The sequence below is a fragment of the Pseudomonas sp. HMSC057H01 genome (assembly GCF_001836405.1).
In the GTDB taxonomy this organism is placed as follows: domain Bacteria; phylum Pseudomonadota; class Gammaproteobacteria; order Pseudomonadales; family Pseudomonadaceae; genus Pseudomonas; species Pseudomonas aeruginosa.
Map to the genome: position 1 here is coordinate 155,955 of NZ_KV828475.1, position 16,511 is coordinate 172,465.

Consider the following 16,511-nt stretch of genomic DNA (forward strand, 5'->3'; position numbering starts at 1 on the left):
GCTAGAAGGCTCCGGCGATGGCTCAGCTGGCGCGGGTGAAGTCCACCGCTTCCGCCTGTTCGAGGAACACCGTGGTCTGCGCCGGGACCGTCTCGGCGAGCAGCCGTCCGCCGCGGATCGAGTAGCGCACCGGGACCTGCCGGCGCACCGCGTCGAAGCCGTCGCGGGCCGGCAGCACCAGCAGGTTGGCCGGATGGCCGACCTCGATGCCGTATTCCCGCAGGCCGAGGGTGCGGGCGCTGTTGCGGGTGATCAGGTCGAGGCCGCCGTCGATCTCGTCGTAGCCCATCATCTGCGTCACGTGCAGGCCCATGTGCAGCACCTGCAGCATGTTCGCGGTGCCCAGCGGGTACCAGGGGTCGAACACGTCGTCGTGGCCGAAGCAGGTGTTGATCCCGGCACCGAGCAGTTCCTTGACCCGGGTGATGCCGCGGCGCTTCGGGTAGTCGTCGAAGCGACCCTGCAGGTGGATGTTCACCAGCGGGTTGGCGACGAAGTTGATTCCCGACAGTTTCAGCAGGCGGAACAGCCGCGAGGTGTAGGCGCCGTTGTAGGAGTGCATCGCCGTGGTGTGGCTGGCGGTGACCCGTGCGCCGAGGCCGTCGCGATGGGCGAGCATGGCCAGGGTCTCGAGGAAGCGCGACTGCTCGTCGTCGATCTCGTCGCAATGCACGTCCACCGGCAGGTCGTAGCGCTTGGCCAGGTCGATGGCCTTGTGCAGCGACTCGACGCCCAGCTCGCGGGTGAATTCGAAATGCGGGATCGCCCCCACCACGTCGGCGCCCAGGCGCAGCGACTCCTCCAGCAGTTCCAGGCCGTTGGGGTAGGAGAGAATGCCCTCCTGAGGGAAGGCGACGATCTGCAGGTCGACCCAGGGCGCCACTTCGCCGCGCACCTCGAGCATGGCCTTGAGCGCGGTGAGGGTCGGGTCGGAGACGTCGACGTGGCTGCGCACGTGCTGCACGCCGTTGGCGATCTGCCATTTCAGGGTCTGCCAGGCGCGCTGCTTGACGTCCTCGTGGCTGAGCAGGGCCTTGCGCTGGGCCCAGCGCTCGATGCCTTCGAACAGCGTGCCGGAGCGGTTCCACTCCGGCTGGCCGGCGGTCTGGGTGGTGTCGAGATGGATGTGCGGCTCGATGAACGGCGGCACGGCAAGACCGCCGGCGCCGTCCAGGCGCTCGCCGGCGTCGTCGGCGGCCTGTTCCATCGGCACCAGGGCGGCGATACGGCCATCGGCGACGCGCAGTTGCCAGAGACCTTCGCGGCCGCGCAGGCGCAGGTTGTCAATCAGCATGGAGGACCTCTTCTGGTTTGTTCGGGCTGCGGCTCAGCAGGGGATTGAGCAGCAGGTAGGCGATGGCGGCGCCGAGCACCGCGTTGACCGGCACGATCCCCGGCAGCCAGTGGCCGGCGGCGGTGCCGCAGGCGACGGCGAGGATCGCCGCCCAGTTGATCGCCTGGATGTCCGCGCAGGGGTGCTGGCGGTAGCGCCGGCGGCGACTCAGGTAGTCGGCGATGATCACCCCGCCGATGGGCGGGATGGCGGCGGAGAGGAAGGTCAGCCAGCCGACGAAGTGGTTGTACAGCCAGAGCGCGGCGAGGGTGCCGAGGGCGCCGTTGAGCATCGCCAGGAAGCGGCTGGAGAGGCCGGTGATGTTGGCGAAGCCGAGGCCGGAGGCATACAGCGCGTTGTCGTTGGTGGTCCAGATGTTCAGGCCGAGGACCAGGATCGCCGGGATCAGCAGGCCCTGGGCGATCATCACGTCGGAGATGTCCGACTTGCCCACCGCCGCCGCGCCGGCCGCGCCGAAGATGAACATCAGCGAGTTGCCGAGGAAGAACGCCACCAGGCACACCACCACGGCGGTACGCGCGCTGCGGCCGAAGCGGACGAAGTCGGCGGTGAGGGTGCCGGCGCTGACGAACGAGCCGACCACCAGGGCGATCGCGGTCGAGAGGCTCAGCGGCGCGCTCGGCGTCACCTGCTGCAGCGCCGCCAGGCCGCCGGCGTCGCGCACCGCGAGCCATACCGAGTAGCTGCCGAGAACGACGATCGCCGGGACCGCGATGGCCGACAGCAGGGTCAGACCGGCGATGCCGAAGAACACCGTGAGGGTCATCAGCGCTCCGGAAACCAGGATCAGCAGGTTGACGTCGAGGCCGGTGGCCTTGGCCACCGGGATGGCGAACATCGCTACGCCGACGCCGAACCAGCCGACCTGGGTGCCGCCGAGCAACGCCGAGGGCAGCCAGGAGCCCTTGCTGCCGAACGAGTAATGCGCCAGCAGGTGGGTGGAAAGGCCGGTGCGCGCGCCGATGAAGCCGAGGATCGCGGTGTACAGGCCGAGCATCAGGTTGCCCAGCAGCACGGCGAGGAAGAAGTCGTCGTAGCTCAGGCCGGTGCCGAGGGTGCCGCCGGTCCACATGCTGGCGGAAAAGAAGGTCAGGCCGAGCATCACCACGCTCAGGGCCAGCGCGCTCTTGCGCGCCGCCAGCGGGACCGGTTGCTGGCTGTAGTTGCTGTCTGCGGACATGCGCGAGTCTCCGTGGGGCGCCGGCCGTCCGGGAGCGTCGGCCGGGCCGCGGCGAATGGTAGTCGAAGGCGGGTCGATCCGACAGACGCCGTTGCGCGTCGTCGGACCGCAGCGGCACGCAGGAAGCGTGCCGGCGCGCGGCAGGGCGGCGTCCGCCGGGGATGCGGGCGCCGCCCTGCGTTCAGGAGGCTTCGCGGTAGGGGTTGCGCGGATCCTGGGTCCAGTTGAGATAGGGCTTGCCGGTGTCCTGCGGCACCATTTCGATGCAGTTCTCCACCGGACAGGTGATCTGGCACAGGTTGCAGCCCACGCACTCGGCGTCGATCACTTCGTAGCGGTGCGTACCGTCGGCCCGGGGCAGGCTGGCGATGGCCTGGTGCGAGGTGTCCTCGCAGGCGATATGGCAGCGGCCGCAACCGATGCAGGCGTCCTGGTCGATGCGGGCGATCACCTGGTAGTTGATGTCCAGGTACTTCCAGTCGGTGGTATTGCCCACCGCGCCGCCGCTGAAATCGGACAGCCGCTGGTAGCCATGGCTGTCCATCCAGCGCGCGAGACCGTCCTGCATGTCCTCGACGATACGGAAGCCGTGCAGCATCGCCGCCGTGCATACCTGCACCGCGCCGCAGCCGAGCGCGACGAATTCCGCTGCGTCGCGCCAACTGCCGATACCGCCGATGCCACAGATCGGCAGGCCGCGGGTCTGCGGGTCGCGGGCGATCTCGGCGACCATGTTCAGGGCGATCGGCTTCACCGCCGAGCCGCAGTAGCCGCCGTGGGTGCTCTGGGTGCCGACCACGGGCAGGGCGACCATGCGCTCCAGGTCGACGCTGGTGATCGAGTTGATGGTGTTGATCAGCGACACCGCGTCGGCGCCGCCGCGATGGGCGGCGCGCGCCGACTGGCGGATGTCGGTGATGTTGGGGGTGAGCTTGACGATCACCGGCAGCGAGCAGTGGGTCTTGCACCAGCGGGTGACCATCTCCACGTACTCCGGTACCTGGCCCACCGCCGCGCCCATGCCGCGCTCGGGCATGCCGTGGGGGCAACCGAAGTTCAGCTCGATACCGTCGGCGCCGGTGGCTTCCACCAGCGGCAGGATGTATTTCCACGACTCCTCGACGCAGGGCACCATCAGCGACACGATCAGCGCGCGGTCTGGCCAGTCCTTCTTCACCTGGGCGATCTCGCGCAGGTTGATCTCCAGCGAGCGGTCGGTGATCAGCTCGATGTTGTTGATCCCCTGCACCTGGCGGTTCGGTCCGAAGTGCGCGGAATAACGCGACGACACGTTGACCGCCGCGGGGTCTTCGCCGAGGGTCTTCCAGACCACCCCGCCCCAGCCCGCCTGGTAGGCGCGGACCACGTTGTAGGCCTTGTCGGTGGGCGGCGCGGAGGCCAGCCAGAAGGGGTTGGGCGACTTGATGCCGGCGAATTCGATAGACAGGTCGGCCATCACGCAGCCTCCACGTTGAGCATGAGTTGGGCGTGGATCGCTTCCGCCGCCAGTTTGCCGTGCTGCACCGCCTGCACGGTGAGGTCCTCGCCGAGCGCCACGCAGTCGCCGCCGGCGTAGATGCCGGGGATGCTGGTGCGCATCTGTCCGTCGACCTGGATGCGCTCGCCGTCGCGCCGCAGTTGCGCTGCCAGCGGATCGCCCAGGCTGGCGCCTTCGAAGGCCTGGCCGATGGCCTTGAAGATGGCGTCGGCGGCCAGTTCGAAGTGCTCGCCGGTGTCGCCCAGGCGACCGTTCTCCAGGCGCGTGCGGGCGAAGCGCATGCCGCGCACCCGGCCTTGCTCGTCAAGCAGTACCCGTTCCGGTCGGGCCCAGGTCAGCAGGCGCACCTGGCTGGCCTTGGCGATCTCCTGCTCGTGGCCGGTGGCGCCCATTTCCTCGAAGCCACGGCGGTAGACCAGGTTGACGTCGCGGGCGCCGAGCCGGCTCATCTGCACCGCCATGTCGATGGCGGTGTTGCCGGCGCCGATGACGATGCAACGGTCGGCGACGGGCAGGTCGAGCAGGTCGTCGCTCTGCCGCAGCTCGCGGATGTAGTCGGTGGCGGCGAGCAGGCCGGGGGCGTCCTCGTCTTCCAGGCCGAGGCGCTTGCTGGCGGCCAGGCCGATGCCGAGGAACACCGCGTCGTACTCGTCGTGCAGGGCGCCGAGCGCCAGGTTGTCGCCGAGACGCTGGCCGTGGCGCAGTTCGATACCGCCGATCTGCAGGAGGAATTCCACTTCGCGCCGGGCGAAGTCGTCCACCAGCTTGTAGCGGGCGATGCCGTACTCGTTGAGGCCGCCGACCTTGGCGCGGGCCTCGAAGAGCACCACGTCGTGGCCGTGCATGGCCAGGCGGTGGGCGCAGGACAGCCCGGCCGGCCCGGCGCCGACCACGGCGATGCGCTTGCCGGTGGCCGGCGAGCGCTTGAACGGATGTTCGCCGAAGCCGGCGTGGTCGAGGGCGTAGCGTTGCAACTGGCCGATCAGCACCGGTGCGCATTCCTGGGCGTTGTTGCGTACGCAGGCCCGCTGGCAGAGGATTTCCGTGGGGCAGACGCGGGCGCAGCTGCCGCCGAGGATGTTCGCCGAGAGGATCTTCTGCGCCGCGCCCTGGACATTCTCCTGGGCGATGCTGCGGATGAACCCGGGGATGTCGATCTCGGTCGGGCAGGCGTTGACGCAGGGCGCGTCGTAGCAGTACAGGCAGCGGGCGCTTTCCAGGGCGGCCTGGCGGGCGTTGAGCGGCGGCGCGAGGTCGGCGAAGCGCTCGGCGAGCGTGTCCGCGCCGGCGTCCGGACGGGGGAGGTGGTTCAGGGAATCGATCACGGTTGTAGCCTCTCTTCTGGTTTCTTCTCGGGGCAGTCAACGGCAATACGGCACCGTCCGGCCTCTACGGGCCGGTCCGGTATTGCGGGAAGGATCAGCGCTCGACGGCGACCGGGCGCTGGCGTTCGGCGCGGCGGCCGAGCACTTCGTACACCGACGGGTAGGCCGGGCGCTCCACGTAGCGTCCGGCGCCGGGTTCGGCGCGCAGGTCGCCGGCGGCCCAGAGCAGCTTGCCCTGGCTGATGGTGTGGCTGGGAATGCCGCGCACGGTGCGACCTTCGAAGATGTTGAAATCGACCCGCTGGTGGTGGGTGGCGGCCGAGAGGGTGCGGCTGCCCTGCGGGTCCCAGAGCACCAGGTCGGCATCCGCGCCGACGCGGATCGCGCCCTTGCGCGGGAACAGGTTGAAGATCTTCGCGGTGTTGGTGGAGGTCAGCGCGACGAACTCGTGCATCGACAGGCGCCCGCTGTTGACCCCGGCGTCCCACAGTAACGCCATGCGGTCCTCAATGCCGGCCGTGCCATTGGGAATCTTGCTGAAGTCGTCGCGGCCCATGGCCTTCTGCTCGGCGCAGAAGCAGCAGTGGTCGGTGGCGGTGGTATGCAGGTTGCCGGACTGCAGGCCGCGCCACAGCGCTTCCTGGTGTTCGACGGGACGGAACGGCGGGCTCATCACGTAGCCGGCCGCGGTGGCCCAGTCCGGGTGGCGGTAGACGCTGTCGTCGAGCAGCAGGTGCCCGGCCAGCACCTCGCCGTAGACCGGCTGGCCCTTGGCGCGGGCATAGGCGATCTCGTCCAGCGCCTCGCGGCTGGAAATATGCACCAGGTACAGCGGCGTACCCAGCGTCTCGGCGATGCGGATGGCGCGGCTGGCGGCCTCGCCCTCGACTTGCGGCGGACGCGACAGCGGATGCGCCTCGGGGCCGGTGAGGCCTTGGGCGAGGAGTTTCTGCTGCAGGTGGAAGACCAGTTCGCCGTTCTCCGCGTGCACCGTCGGCACCGCGCCCAGCTCCAGGCAGCGCTCGAAGCTGGCCACCAGGGTATCGTCGGCGGCCATGATGGCGTTCTTGTAGGCCATGAAGTGCTTGAAGCTGTTCACCCCGTGCTGTGCCACCAGCTCGCCCATTTCCCGGGCGACCTCGTCGCTCCACCAGGTGATGGCGACGTGGAAGCCGTAGTCCGCAGCGGATTTCTGCGCCCAGCCGCGCCAGGTGTGGAAGGCCTCCAGCAGCGACTGTCGCGGGTTGGGGATGACGAAGTCGATGATCGAGGTGGTCCCTCCGGCCAGCCCGGCCGCGGTGCCGCTGAAGAAGTCCTCGCTGGCCACCGTGCCCATGAAGGGCAACTGCATGTGGGTATGGGGGTCGATGCCGCCCGGCATCAGGTACTGGCCACCGCCGTCGAGGACGTCGCAGCCGGAGGGGGTTTCGAGGTTCTCGCCGATGGCCTGGATGAGGCCGTTGGCACAGAGCACGTCGGCTCGATAACTCTCTTCGTGAGTAACCACGGTGGCGCCACGGATCAACAGGGACATGCCGTCTTTCCTCGCAGGCTGACCGGTCGTTGCCGGTTCTTGAAATTGTTTTTTCGCCATGCGCCGAGGGCTTCTGTAATCCTGTCAGCGCTGACAGGATTCGAATCTAGATGCTGATCATCGATTGAGCAAGATTATTTTCAAATGGTTGTTTGAGTTTATAACTTATTGATTTTAAATAATTAAAAATAAATATCACCAAAATGGTGAGGGTTCTAACCATTTTGACGCGCTTGACAAGAATTCAAAAAGGTCGAGATTTCCCATGCAAAATCAGCCGCTTGAAAGCCGTGTTCGAACGGTTGTGGGGAGATGAAAAAAGTTGGCCTGCACTCCTTTGGTTCCTGACCGGGGCGACAGGCTCGCGCATTTCCCCCGGTGACACGCCGGACTGCCCGTCGGCGTGTCACCGACGTTGTCGATGAAGTGTTTCAGATCAGTCGGTTACCTCCAGTAGACCGGCCTGCCCAGTGACGTCGCGGGGTTTTCGGCACGCTTATTGAGTGCCGCCCGCCACGGCATTGTCCGGACCGGAGGTGCAGTACTGGTGGTGCGGTACTCCGGCCATCGCATTAGCCCGATGAGCGAATAACTAAAAGAATTCTGGAGAGGCCCATGCAACAGAGCAGATCGGAAGTGACCGAGCGCGACGGCTTGGTCGAGCTGTCCGCCGGCAGCGACGTACTCGACAGTCCCCGCTACAACCACGACATCGCCCCGACCCGGGTGGAACAGCGTACCTGGAACAGGTGGCACATCACCGCGCTGTGGATCGGCATGTCCATCTGCGTGCCCACCTACACCCTCGGCGGCGTCCTCACCGCCTACTTCGGCCTCAGCGTCGGCGAAGCGCTGCTGGCGATCCTGCTGGCCAACCTGGTGGTGCTGATCCCGCTGACCCTCAATGCCTTCGCCGGCACCCGCTACGGCATTCCCTTCCCGGTGCTGCTGCGCGCTTCGTTCGGCATCATCGGCTCCAACGTGCCATGCCTGATCCGCGCCGTGGTCGCGTGCGGCTGGTTCGGCATCCAGACGCTGTTCGGCGGGCTGGCGATCCATCTCTTCCTCGGTTCGATCTTTCCCGCCTGGAAGGCCCTCGGCGGCACCGGCGAGGTGATCGGTTTCCTCCTGTTCTGGGGGCTGAACCTGTGGGTGGTGCTGCGCGGCGCGGAGTCGATCAAATGGCTGGAGACACTCTCGGCACCGCTGCTGGTGCTGGTCGGCCTCGGCCTGCTGGTGTGGGCGCTGCCGCACATATCGGTCAGTGAACTGCTGGCGCAGCCGCCGAAGCGGCCGGAAGGCGCCAGCGTCACCGGCTACTTCATGGCCGGGCTGACGGCGATGGTCGGCTTCTGGGCCACGCTGTCGCTGAACATCCCCGACTTCAGCCGCTATGCGCGCAGCCAGAAGGACCAGATACTCGGACAGATCTTCGGCCTGCCGCTGACCATGTTCCTGTTCGCCGCCCTCGGCGTGGTGATGACCGCCGCCTCGGCTTCGTTGGTGGGCGAGACGGTTTCCGACCCGGTCAGCCTGATCGGGCACATCCCCAGCCCCGGCTGGGTGGCGGTGGCGATGGCGTTGATCATCGTCGCCACCCTCTCGACCAACACCGCGGCGAACATCGTCTCGCCGACCAACGACTTCCAGAACATCGCACCGAAACTCATCGGCCGCACCCGCGCCGTCTGGCTCACCGGTTTCATCGGCCTGGCGCTGATGGCCCACGAGTTGCTGAAGAAGCTCGGCTGGATCGTTTCCGACCTCAGCCTGGAAAGCGTCTACTCCAACTGGCTGCTCGGCTACTCCAGCCTGCTCGGGCCGATCGCGGGGATCATGGTGGTGGACTACTTCCTGGTGCGCAGGCAACGCCTCGACCTCGCCGGACTCTACCGCGACGACGTCTACCCGGCCTGGAACTGGCCCGGCTTCGCCGCCTTCGCGGTGCCGGTGGCGCTGACCGTCATGGCCCTCGGCAACCGCCAATTCCATTGGTTCTACGACTACGGCTGGTTCACCGGCTCGCTGCTCGGCGGCGCGCTCTACTACGGCCTCTGCGGCCGCCGTGCGCGGAGCCCGGCGGCATTGGCCAAACCGCTGCCCTGATGGGCATACAGGCGGCCGGCGAGCCGCCGACACCTACTCCAAGCCTGAGGAGACGACAATGAGCACTGCCCGGAACGTCCTGCAATCCACCCAGCGACACATCGATGGCCAGCGCCTCTGGCAATCGCTGATGGATCTCGCCCGCCTCGGCGCCACCGCCAAGGGTGGGGTCTGCCGCCTGGCCCTGAGCGATCTCGACCGCCAGGCCCGCGATCTCTTCGTGCAATGGTGCGAAGCGGCCGGCTGCACGGTCAGCGTCGATCGGGTCGGCAACATCTTCGCCCGTCGTCCCGGGCGTAACCCGGACTTGCCCCCGGTGATGACCGGTAGCCACATCGACACCCAGCCCACCGGTGGCAAGTTCGACGGCTGCTTCGGGGTGATGGCCGGCCTCGAGGTGATCCGCACCCTCAACGACCTCGGGGTGGAAACCGAGGCGCCGCTGGAGGTGGTGGTGTGGACCAACGAGGAAGGCTCGCGCTTCGCGCCCTGCATGATGGGCTCGGGCGTATTCGCCGGGAAGTTCACCCTGGAGGAGACCCTGGCCAAGCGCGATGCCGACGGTGTCAGCGTAGGCGAGGCGCTGGACGCCATCGGCTACGCGGGAGCGCGCGATTGTCTCGGACATCCGGTGGGCGCCTATTTCGAGGCGCACATCGAACAGGGGCCGATCCTCGAGGACGAGGAGAAGACCATCGGCGTGGTGCTCGGCGCGCTCGGGCAGAAATGGTTCGACCTGTCCCTGCGCGGCGTCGAGGCACACGCCGGGCCAACGCCGATGCACCTGCGCAAGGACGCCCTGGTCGGTGCCGCGGCGGTGGTCGAGGCGGTCAATCGCGCGGCCCTCGGCCATCAGCCGCATGCTTGCGGCACGGTCGGCTGCCTGCACGCCTATCCCGGTTCGCGCAACGTGATACCCGGCGAAGTGAAGATGACCCTGGACTTCCGCCATCTGCAACCGGAGCGCCTGGACTCGATGATCGCCGAAGTCCGCCAGGTGATCGCCGCTACCTGCGAGAAGCATGGCTTGCAATACGAGCTGGTGCCGACCGCCGATTTCCCGCCGCTGTACTTCGACCAGGGATGCGTCGGCGCGGTGCGCGAGGCGGCGCAGGCGCTGGGCATGCCGCAGATGGACATCGTCAGCGGCGCCGGCCACGACGCGATCTTCCTCGCCGAACTCGGTCCGGCGGGGATGATCTTCGTGCCCTGCGAGAACGGCATCAGCCACAACGAGATCGAGAACGCCAGCCCCGACGACCTGGCCGCCGGCTGCGCGGTGCTGTTGCGGGCCATGCTCAAGGCCTCCGAGGCGATCGCCGGCGGCCGCCTGGCGGCCTGAGTGGCGCTTCCATCGAGGCGCCGGCATCGACCGCCTTCTACACGGGTACGGGAGGGCGAATAACGCCAGGGGCGTTATCCGCCGATGCACGGCTGGGCCGGCGGATAACCGCGTTGCGGTTATGCGCCCTACGTCGCGGTTCTGCGCGGGGTACGGTGGGGCGTTGTCCGCCGAGGCGTCGCTGGGGCGGCGCGCGGGGCTCAGATCACCTTGCCGTCGCGCAGCCTTTCCAGCGCGGCCGCGTCCAGGCCGAGGAGCGTCTCGAGGACCTCGTCGGTGTGCTGGCCGAGGGTGGGCGGCGGGTTGCGGTATTCCACCGGCGTCTCGGACAGGCGGATCGGGCTGGCTACCTGCGGAACCGTCCCGGCCAGCGGGTGCGGTAGCTCCACGCGCAGGCCGCGGGCCTGCACCTGCGGGTCGGCGAACACTTGCGCCAGGTCGTTGATCGGCCCGCAGGGCACGCCGGCGCGCTCCAGGGAAAGAATCCACTCGGCGGTGGTGTGCAGCACCGTGGCCTGGCGGATCAGCGGGATCAGCACCTCGCGGTTGGCCACCCGCGCCTTGTTGGTGGCGAAGCGCGGGTCGTCGGCCCATTCCGGGTGGTCTGCCAGCTCGGCGAACTTGCGGAACTGGCTGTCGTTGCCGACCGTGAGGATCATGTCGCCGTCGGCGGTGGGGAAGTCCTGGTACGGCACGATGTTCGGGTGTGCGTTGCCCAGGCGCCGCGGCGGCACGCCGGTGGTCAGGTAGTTGAGGGTCTGGTTGGCCAGGCAGGCGACCTGCACGTCGAGCAGGGCCATGTCGATGTGCTGGCCGATGCCGCTGACGTCGCGGTGGGCGAGGGCGGCGAGCACCGCGGTGGAGGAGTACAGCCCGGTGAGGATATCGGTCAGCGCCACGCCGACCTTCACCGGACCGGCGCCTTCCTCGTTGTCGGCGCGCCCGGTGAGGCTCATCAGGCCGCCCAGGCCCTGGATCATGAAGTCATAGCCGGCGCGCTTGGCATAGGGGCCGGACTGGCCGAAGCCGGTGATCGAACAGTAGATCAGCTTCGGGTTGACCTGCTTCAGCGATTCATAGTCGAGGCCATAGGCCTTGAGCCCGCCGACCTTGAAGTTCTCCAGCAGGATGTCGGCCTTGGCCGCCAATTCGCGAACGATGCGCTGGCCTTCCGGCTGGGTGAAGTCCACCGTCACCGACTTCTTGTTGCGGTTGGCCGACAGGTAGTAGGCCGCCTCGCTGGTGTCGTTGCCTTCGGCATCCTTGAGGAACGGCGGGCCCCAGGCGCGGGTGTCGTCGCCGCTGCCGGGGCGCTCGATCTTGATCACCTCGGCGCCGAGGTCGGCGAGAATCTGCCCGGCCCAAGGGCCGGCCAGGACACGGGACAGGTCGAGTACGCGGATATGGGAAAGGGCGCCGGGCATGACGGTTCTCGCTGCTGGGGGCTGGAAACGGAAATGGCCGGGAAGACGGGTTCCTTGCCCGTCTCCCCGGCGGCCGGCGCGCTACCGTGAAAAAGCGCGCCGGGGTGTTGCTCGGTGGCTCAGAAGAATGCCTGGATGCCGGTCTGCGCGCGGCCGAGGATCAGCGCGTGGACATCGTGGGTGCCCTCGTAGGTGTTCACCACTTCCAGGTTGACCAGGTGGCGGGCGATGCCGAACTCGTCGGAGATGCCGTTGCCGCCCAGCATGTCGCGGGCCAGGCGGGCGATGTCGAGGGCCTTGCCGCAGCTGTTGCGCTTCATGATCGAGGTGATTTCCACCGCCGCGGTGCCTTCGTCCTTCATCCGCCCCAGGCGCAGGCAGCCTTGCAGGGCCAGGGTGATCTCGGTCTGCATGTCGGCCAGCTTCTTCTGGATCAGTTGGTTGGCGGCCAGCGGGCGGCCGAACTGCTGGCGGTCGAGCACGTACTGGCGGGCGGTGTGCCAGCAGAATTCGGCGGCGCCCAGGGCGCCCCAGGAGATGCCGTAGCGCGCCGAGTTCAGGCAGGTGAACGGACCGCGCAGGCCGCGCACCTCGGGGAAGGCGTTCTCTTCCGGAACGAACACGTTGTCCATCACGATCTCGCCGGTGATCGAGGCGCGCAGGCCGACCTTGCCATGGATCGCCGGGGCGCTCAGGCCTTCCCAGCCCTTCTCGAGGACGAAACCGCGGATCTGCCCTTCGTCGTCCTTGGCCCAGACCACGAAGACGTCGGCGATCGGGCTGTTGGTGATCCACATCTTGCTGCCGCTCAGGCGATAGCCGCCGTCGACCTTCTTCGCCCGGGTGACCATCGAGCCCGGGTCGGAACCGTGGTTCGGCTCGGTCAGGCCGAAGCAGCCGATGTATTCGCCGCTGGCCAGCTTGGGCAGGTACTTCTGCCGGGTGGCTTCGTTGCCGAATTCATGGATTGGCACCATCACCAGCGAGGACTGCACGCTCATCATCGAGCGATAGCCGGAGTCGACGCGCTCGACTTCGCGAGCGATCAGGCCATAGCAGACGTAGTTGAGGCCGCTGCCGCCGTAGGCTTCGGGAATGGTCGCGCCGAGCAGGCCGGTCTCGCCCATCTCGCGGAAGATCTTCGGGTCGGTCTGTTCGTGGCGGAAGGCTTCGAGCACGCGCGGGGCCAGCTTGTCCTGGGCGAACTGCTGGGCGCTGTCGCGAACCATGCGCTCTTCTTCGGTGAGCTGCTGGTCCAGCAGCAGGGGATCTTCCCAGTTGAAGCTAGCTTTGGTGGCCATGCGTACATCCTCGTCAAGCGGTAGCGGAGGCTGGCGTGGGCCAGCCGGAATGGAAGCATCCTAAGAGCCTAGCGAATGGGGCGGCAAACGAGGAATTCGCACGCACTTGTGCTATTTTCTCACTCCGAGAAAATGAGTGTCGTATTTCATGCCCTTGAAGAGGCGCGAGGAATCGTGACCTGGGCGTCATAGATGCGAAACCGGCACTCCGGAGTCCTCCATGCGACGCAAGATCCCTTCCACCGCCGCGCTGGTCAGCTTCGAATCCGCCGCGCGCCACGAGAGCTTCACCAAGGCGGCGGAGGAGTTGTCCCTGACCCAGAGCGCGATCTGCCGGCAGATCGCCACGCTCGAGGAGTTCCTCGGTGTCGAGCTGTTCCGTCGCTCGCGGCGCGGGGTCAAGCTCACCGAGGCCGGGCTGTCCTATAGCCGGCGGGTGGCGGTACGCCTCGACGCGGTGGAGCGCGACACCCTGGCGGTGATGGGGCACCAGGGCGGCGGCGCGATCGAACTGGCGGTGGTGCCGACCTTCGGCACCCAATGGCTGTTGCCGCGGCTCAAGCGCTTCCAGCGGCTGCACCCGGAGGTCACGGTCAACCTGACCAACCGCACCCGCCCGTTCCTCTTCGCCGACACCGAGTTCGACGCCGCGCTGTACTTCGGCGACGCCGACTGGTCGGGTACCGTCTCGCATTTCCTGATGCGCGAGAATCCGGTGCCGGTGTGCAGCCCGGAGCTGCTGGGCGGGCGTCGAACGCTGAGCGCCGAGCAGGTCGCCGGGCTGCCGCTGATGCAGCAGAGCACCCGGCCCTACGCTTGGCGCCAGTGGTTTCACTCCCAGGGACTGAACGTCGCCCACGACATGAGCGGGCCGCGCTACGAGCTGTTCTCCATGCTTGCCCAGGCGGCCATGCACGGCATGGGCGTGGCCCTGATACCGCCCTTCCTGATCCAGGACGAGCTGGCCGACGGAAGGCTTATCGTGCCCATGCAACATGCCTATTTGAGCGAGAATGCGTATTACCTGATCATTCCCGAGCGCAGGGTCGAATCGGCGATGCTCAATGCCTTCCGCGACTGGCTGGTGGAAGAGGCCAGGCAGTACCGCGAGGCCAACGGGCTGGGCTGAACGCGCAGGAACATCGGGCGGCGCAGGCAGGACGCGCCGCCCCGGGACCGGGCCGATCCGCCGGGTCCCGCGGAGCCGCGGCGGCGATACCGCCGGGCATCCTCCACGACGGCCAGGATGGCGGCCGCGGAGCACCACACCAGGAGTTCACATGAATTTCCACACCCGCAAGTGGGTCAAGCCAGAAGATCTCAACCCCAACGGCACCCTGTTCGGCGGCAGCCTGCTGCGCTGGATCGACGAAGAAGCGGCGATCTACGCGATCATCCAGCTGGGCAACCAGCGCGTGGTCACCAAGTACATTTCCGAGATCAACTTCGTCAGCTCGGCGCGCCAGGGCGACATCATCGAGCTGGGCATCACCGCCACCGACTTCGGTCGTACCTCGCTGACCATGACCTGCCACGTGCGCAACAAGATCACCCGCAAGAGCATCCTCACCATCGACAAGATGGTCTTCGTCAACCTCGGCCCGGACGGCCTGCCGGCGCCCCACGGCAAGACCGAGATCACCTACATCAAGGACCAGTTCAAGGAAGACGAAGTCCTGCCCTGAGCGGCGCGACGAGCGGCCGGCACTCGTGCCGGCCGCCGTGTTTCAGAACAGCCGGGTGAGCAGCCAGTAGAGCGAGGCCGAGAGCAGGATCGCCGCCGGCAGCGTCAGCACCCAGGCCATCAGCAGGTTGCGGATGGTCTTCCACTGTAGCCCCGAACCGTTCGCCGCCATGGTCCCGGCCACCCCGGAAGACAGCACATGGGTGGTGGAGACCGGCAAGCCATACAGGTCCGCCGCGCCAATGGTCAGCATCGCCACGGTTTCCGCCGAGGCGCCCTGGGCGTAGGTCAGGTGGGTCTTGCCGATCTTCTCGCCGACCGTCACCACGATGCGTTTCCAGCCGACCATGGTGCCCAGGCCGAGGGCGATGGCCACGGCGATCTTCACCCATAGCGGGATGAACTTGGTGGCGTCGTCGATCTTCTGCTTGAACGCCTGCAATTTGCCGCGGGTGTCGGCGTCGAAGCGGCCGACGCCGTCCTTGTCCATCAGGCGGATCGCCTCGGAGGTCAGGTACATGTCGTTGCGCACGTTGCCCATGGCTTCCGCCGGTACCCGCGAGAACGCGCCATAGCCTTTCACTTCCTGGCCGATCGAGCCGGTCAGGGCGGCCAGCGCCGGGATCAGCTCAGGCGATGCCTGCTTGCTGCGCACGTAGTCGGAGAGTACCTGGCGCGGATCGGCCGGCGCCGGTTGCGGCGCGCTCTTCACCAGCGCTTGCTGGGTGACCTCGGCGACGGCGGCGAACTGCACCGCCTGGTCCGCCGGCATGGTGCGGTTCAGGGCGTAGGCCATCGGCAGGGTGCCGACCAGGATCAGCATGATCAGGCCCATGCCTTTTTGTCCGTCGTTGGAGCCGTGGGCGAAGGACACTCCGGTACAGGTCAGGATCAGCAGGCCGCGGATCCACCAGGGCGGCGGCGCCTTGCCCTTCGGCGCCTTGTACAGCGCGCGGTTCTTCACCAGCAGGCGCAGCGCCAGGAGCAACAGGGCGGCGCAGGCGAAGCCGATCAGCGGCGAGAGCAGCAGGGAGTAGCCGACCTTGGTCGCCTGGCCCCAGTCCACCCCGCTGGTGCCATCGCGCCCGTGCATCAGCGCGTTGGCCACGCCGACGCCGATGATCGAGCCGATCAGGGTGTGCGAGGACGACGCCGGCAGGCCCAGCCACCAGGTCCCGAGGTTCCACAGGATGGCGGCGATCAGCAGGGCGAAGACCATGGCGAAGCCGGCCGAGGAACCGACCTGCAGGATCAGTTCCACCGGCAGCAGGGCGATGATGCCGAAGGCCACCGCGCCGCTGGAGAGCAATACGCCGAGAAAGTTGAAGCAACCCGACCAGACCACCGCGAAGTGCGGCGGCAGCGAGTGGGTGTAGATCACCGTGGCCACCGCGTTGGCGGTGTCGTGGAAGCCGTTGACGAACTCGAAGCCGAGGGCGATCAGCAGGGCCACGCCGAGCAGCAGGAAGGGCGTCCAGGTGGTGATCGTGGAACCGACGTCATCGACGTCCTGCATCAGGCTGTAGGCGCTGAACAGCAGTCCGGTGGCGAGCACGGCGAAGAATACGAGGGCGGTGAGGCGGCCGGGACGCTGCTCGAGATGGGGCTTGTGCGCGTTGCCGGCGGCACTGGCGACGGCGTCGGCGGGAAGGACATCGGAGGTCATGGTGCGGGTCCGCGCTGGGGATGACCGGCACATGATGGGCAGGCGATTGTGACAAGTTATGTCTTGCGCATACCGGCTTCGTCTGGCGAAGAAAGGA

General features: G+C 67.4%; 12 protein-coding genes. 4 read left to right on the forward strand and 8 right to left on the reverse strand.

The genetic code is table 11. The features are described from left to right. Positions 1-22 precede the first annotated feature (22 nt). The 5 genes from HMPREF2581_RS16165 to hydA all read right to left on the reverse strand — a co-directional run bounded on the left by HMPREF2581_RS16165 (position 23) and on the right by hydA (position 6,891). Positions 23-1,294, reverse strand: coding sequence for a cytosine deaminase (locus HMPREF2581_RS16165; RefSeq protein WP_003084657.1), 1,272 nt, complete (start codon positions 1,292-1,294; stop codon positions 23-25). Further along, positions 1,284-2,534: a cytosine permease gene (gene codB / locus HMPREF2581_RS16170; RefSeq protein WP_003084659.1), complete on the reverse strand. Its 1,251-nt coding sequence runs from the start codon at positions 2,532-2,534 to the stop codon at positions 1,284-1,286. The genes HMPREF2581_RS16165 and codB overlap by 11 nt, the downstream gene beginning before the upstream one ends. A 181-nt stretch (positions 2,535-2,715) precedes the next feature. After that, entirely contained in the window at positions 2,716-3,993 is a 1,278-nt protein-coding gene (gene preA / locus HMPREF2581_RS16175) for an NAD-dependent dihydropyrimidine dehydrogenase subunit PreA (protein ID WP_003118829.1), read from the reverse strand. Continuing rightward, positions 3,990-5,357, reverse strand: coding sequence for an NAD(P)-dependent oxidoreductase (locus HMPREF2581_RS16180; RefSeq protein WP_004365064.1), 1,368 nt, complete (start codon positions 5,355-5,357; stop codon positions 3,990-3,992). Before HMPREF2581_RS16180 ends, preA begins: the two co-directional genes overlap by 4 nt. A gap of 94 nt (positions 5,358-5,451) precedes the next feature. After that, positions 5,452-6,891 (reverse strand): dihydropyrimidinase, encoded by a 1,440-nt coding sequence (gene hydA / locus HMPREF2581_RS16185; protein WP_003099919.1) that lies wholly within the window; start codon positions 6,889-6,891, stop codon positions 5,452-5,454. Between the two features lie 615 nt (positions 6,892-7,506). Here hydA and HMPREF2581_RS16195 point away from each other — a divergent pair. Both HMPREF2581_RS16195 and HMPREF2581_RS16200 read left to right on the forward strand, forming a co-directional pair. Further along, positions 7,507-8,997, forward strand: a complete 1,491-nt coding sequence (locus HMPREF2581_RS16195) for an NCS1 family nucleobase:cation symporter-1 (RefSeq protein ID WP_003084674.1) — start codon at positions 7,507-7,509, stop codon at positions 8,995-8,997. 58 nt (positions 8,998-9,055) lie between these two features. Then, a complete protein-coding gene (locus HMPREF2581_RS16200) occupies positions 9,056-10,339 on the forward strand; it encodes a Zn-dependent hydrolase (RefSeq protein ID WP_003084676.1) in 1,284 nt (427 codons plus the stop codon). 200 nt (positions 10,340-10,539) lie between these two features. Here HMPREF2581_RS16200 and HMPREF2581_RS16205 read toward each other — a convergent pair whose 3' ends face one another. Then, positions 10,540-11,763 (reverse strand): CaiB/BaiF CoA transferase family protein, encoded by a 1,224-nt coding sequence (locus HMPREF2581_RS16205; protein WP_003084679.1) that lies wholly within the window; start codon positions 11,761-11,763, stop codon positions 10,540-10,542. 119 nt (positions 11,764-11,882) lie between these two features. Beyond that, entirely contained in the window at positions 11,883-13,064 is a 1,182-nt protein-coding gene (locus HMPREF2581_RS16210; protein ID WP_003084682.1) for an acyl-CoA dehydrogenase, read from the reverse strand. A 220-nt stretch (positions 13,065-13,284) separates the two neighbouring features. On the opposite strand from HMPREF2581_RS16210, the gene HMPREF2581_RS16215 reads away from it, so the two are divergent. Both HMPREF2581_RS16215 and HMPREF2581_RS16220 read left to right on the forward strand, forming a co-directional pair. Then, positions 13,285-14,193, forward strand: coding sequence for a LysR family transcriptional regulator (locus tag HMPREF2581_RS16215; RefSeq protein ID WP_003109731.1), 909 nt, complete (start codon positions 13,285-13,287; stop codon positions 14,191-14,193). A gap of 151 nt (positions 14,194-14,344) precedes the next feature. Beyond that, positions 14,345-14,749 (forward strand): acyl-CoA thioesterase, encoded by a 405-nt coding sequence (locus HMPREF2581_RS16220; RefSeq protein ID WP_003084686.1) that lies wholly within the window; start codon positions 14,345-14,347, stop codon positions 14,747-14,749. 42 nt (positions 14,750-14,791) lie between these two features. Here the strand turns inward: HMPREF2581_RS16220 and HMPREF2581_RS16225 are convergent, their stop codons facing one another. Beyond that, positions 14,792-16,414: an inorganic phosphate transporter gene (locus tag HMPREF2581_RS16225; protein WP_003117914.1), complete on the reverse strand. Its 1,623-nt coding sequence runs from the start codon at positions 16,412-16,414 to the stop codon at positions 14,792-14,794. Between the last annotated feature and the right edge of the window lie 97 nt (positions 16,415-16,511).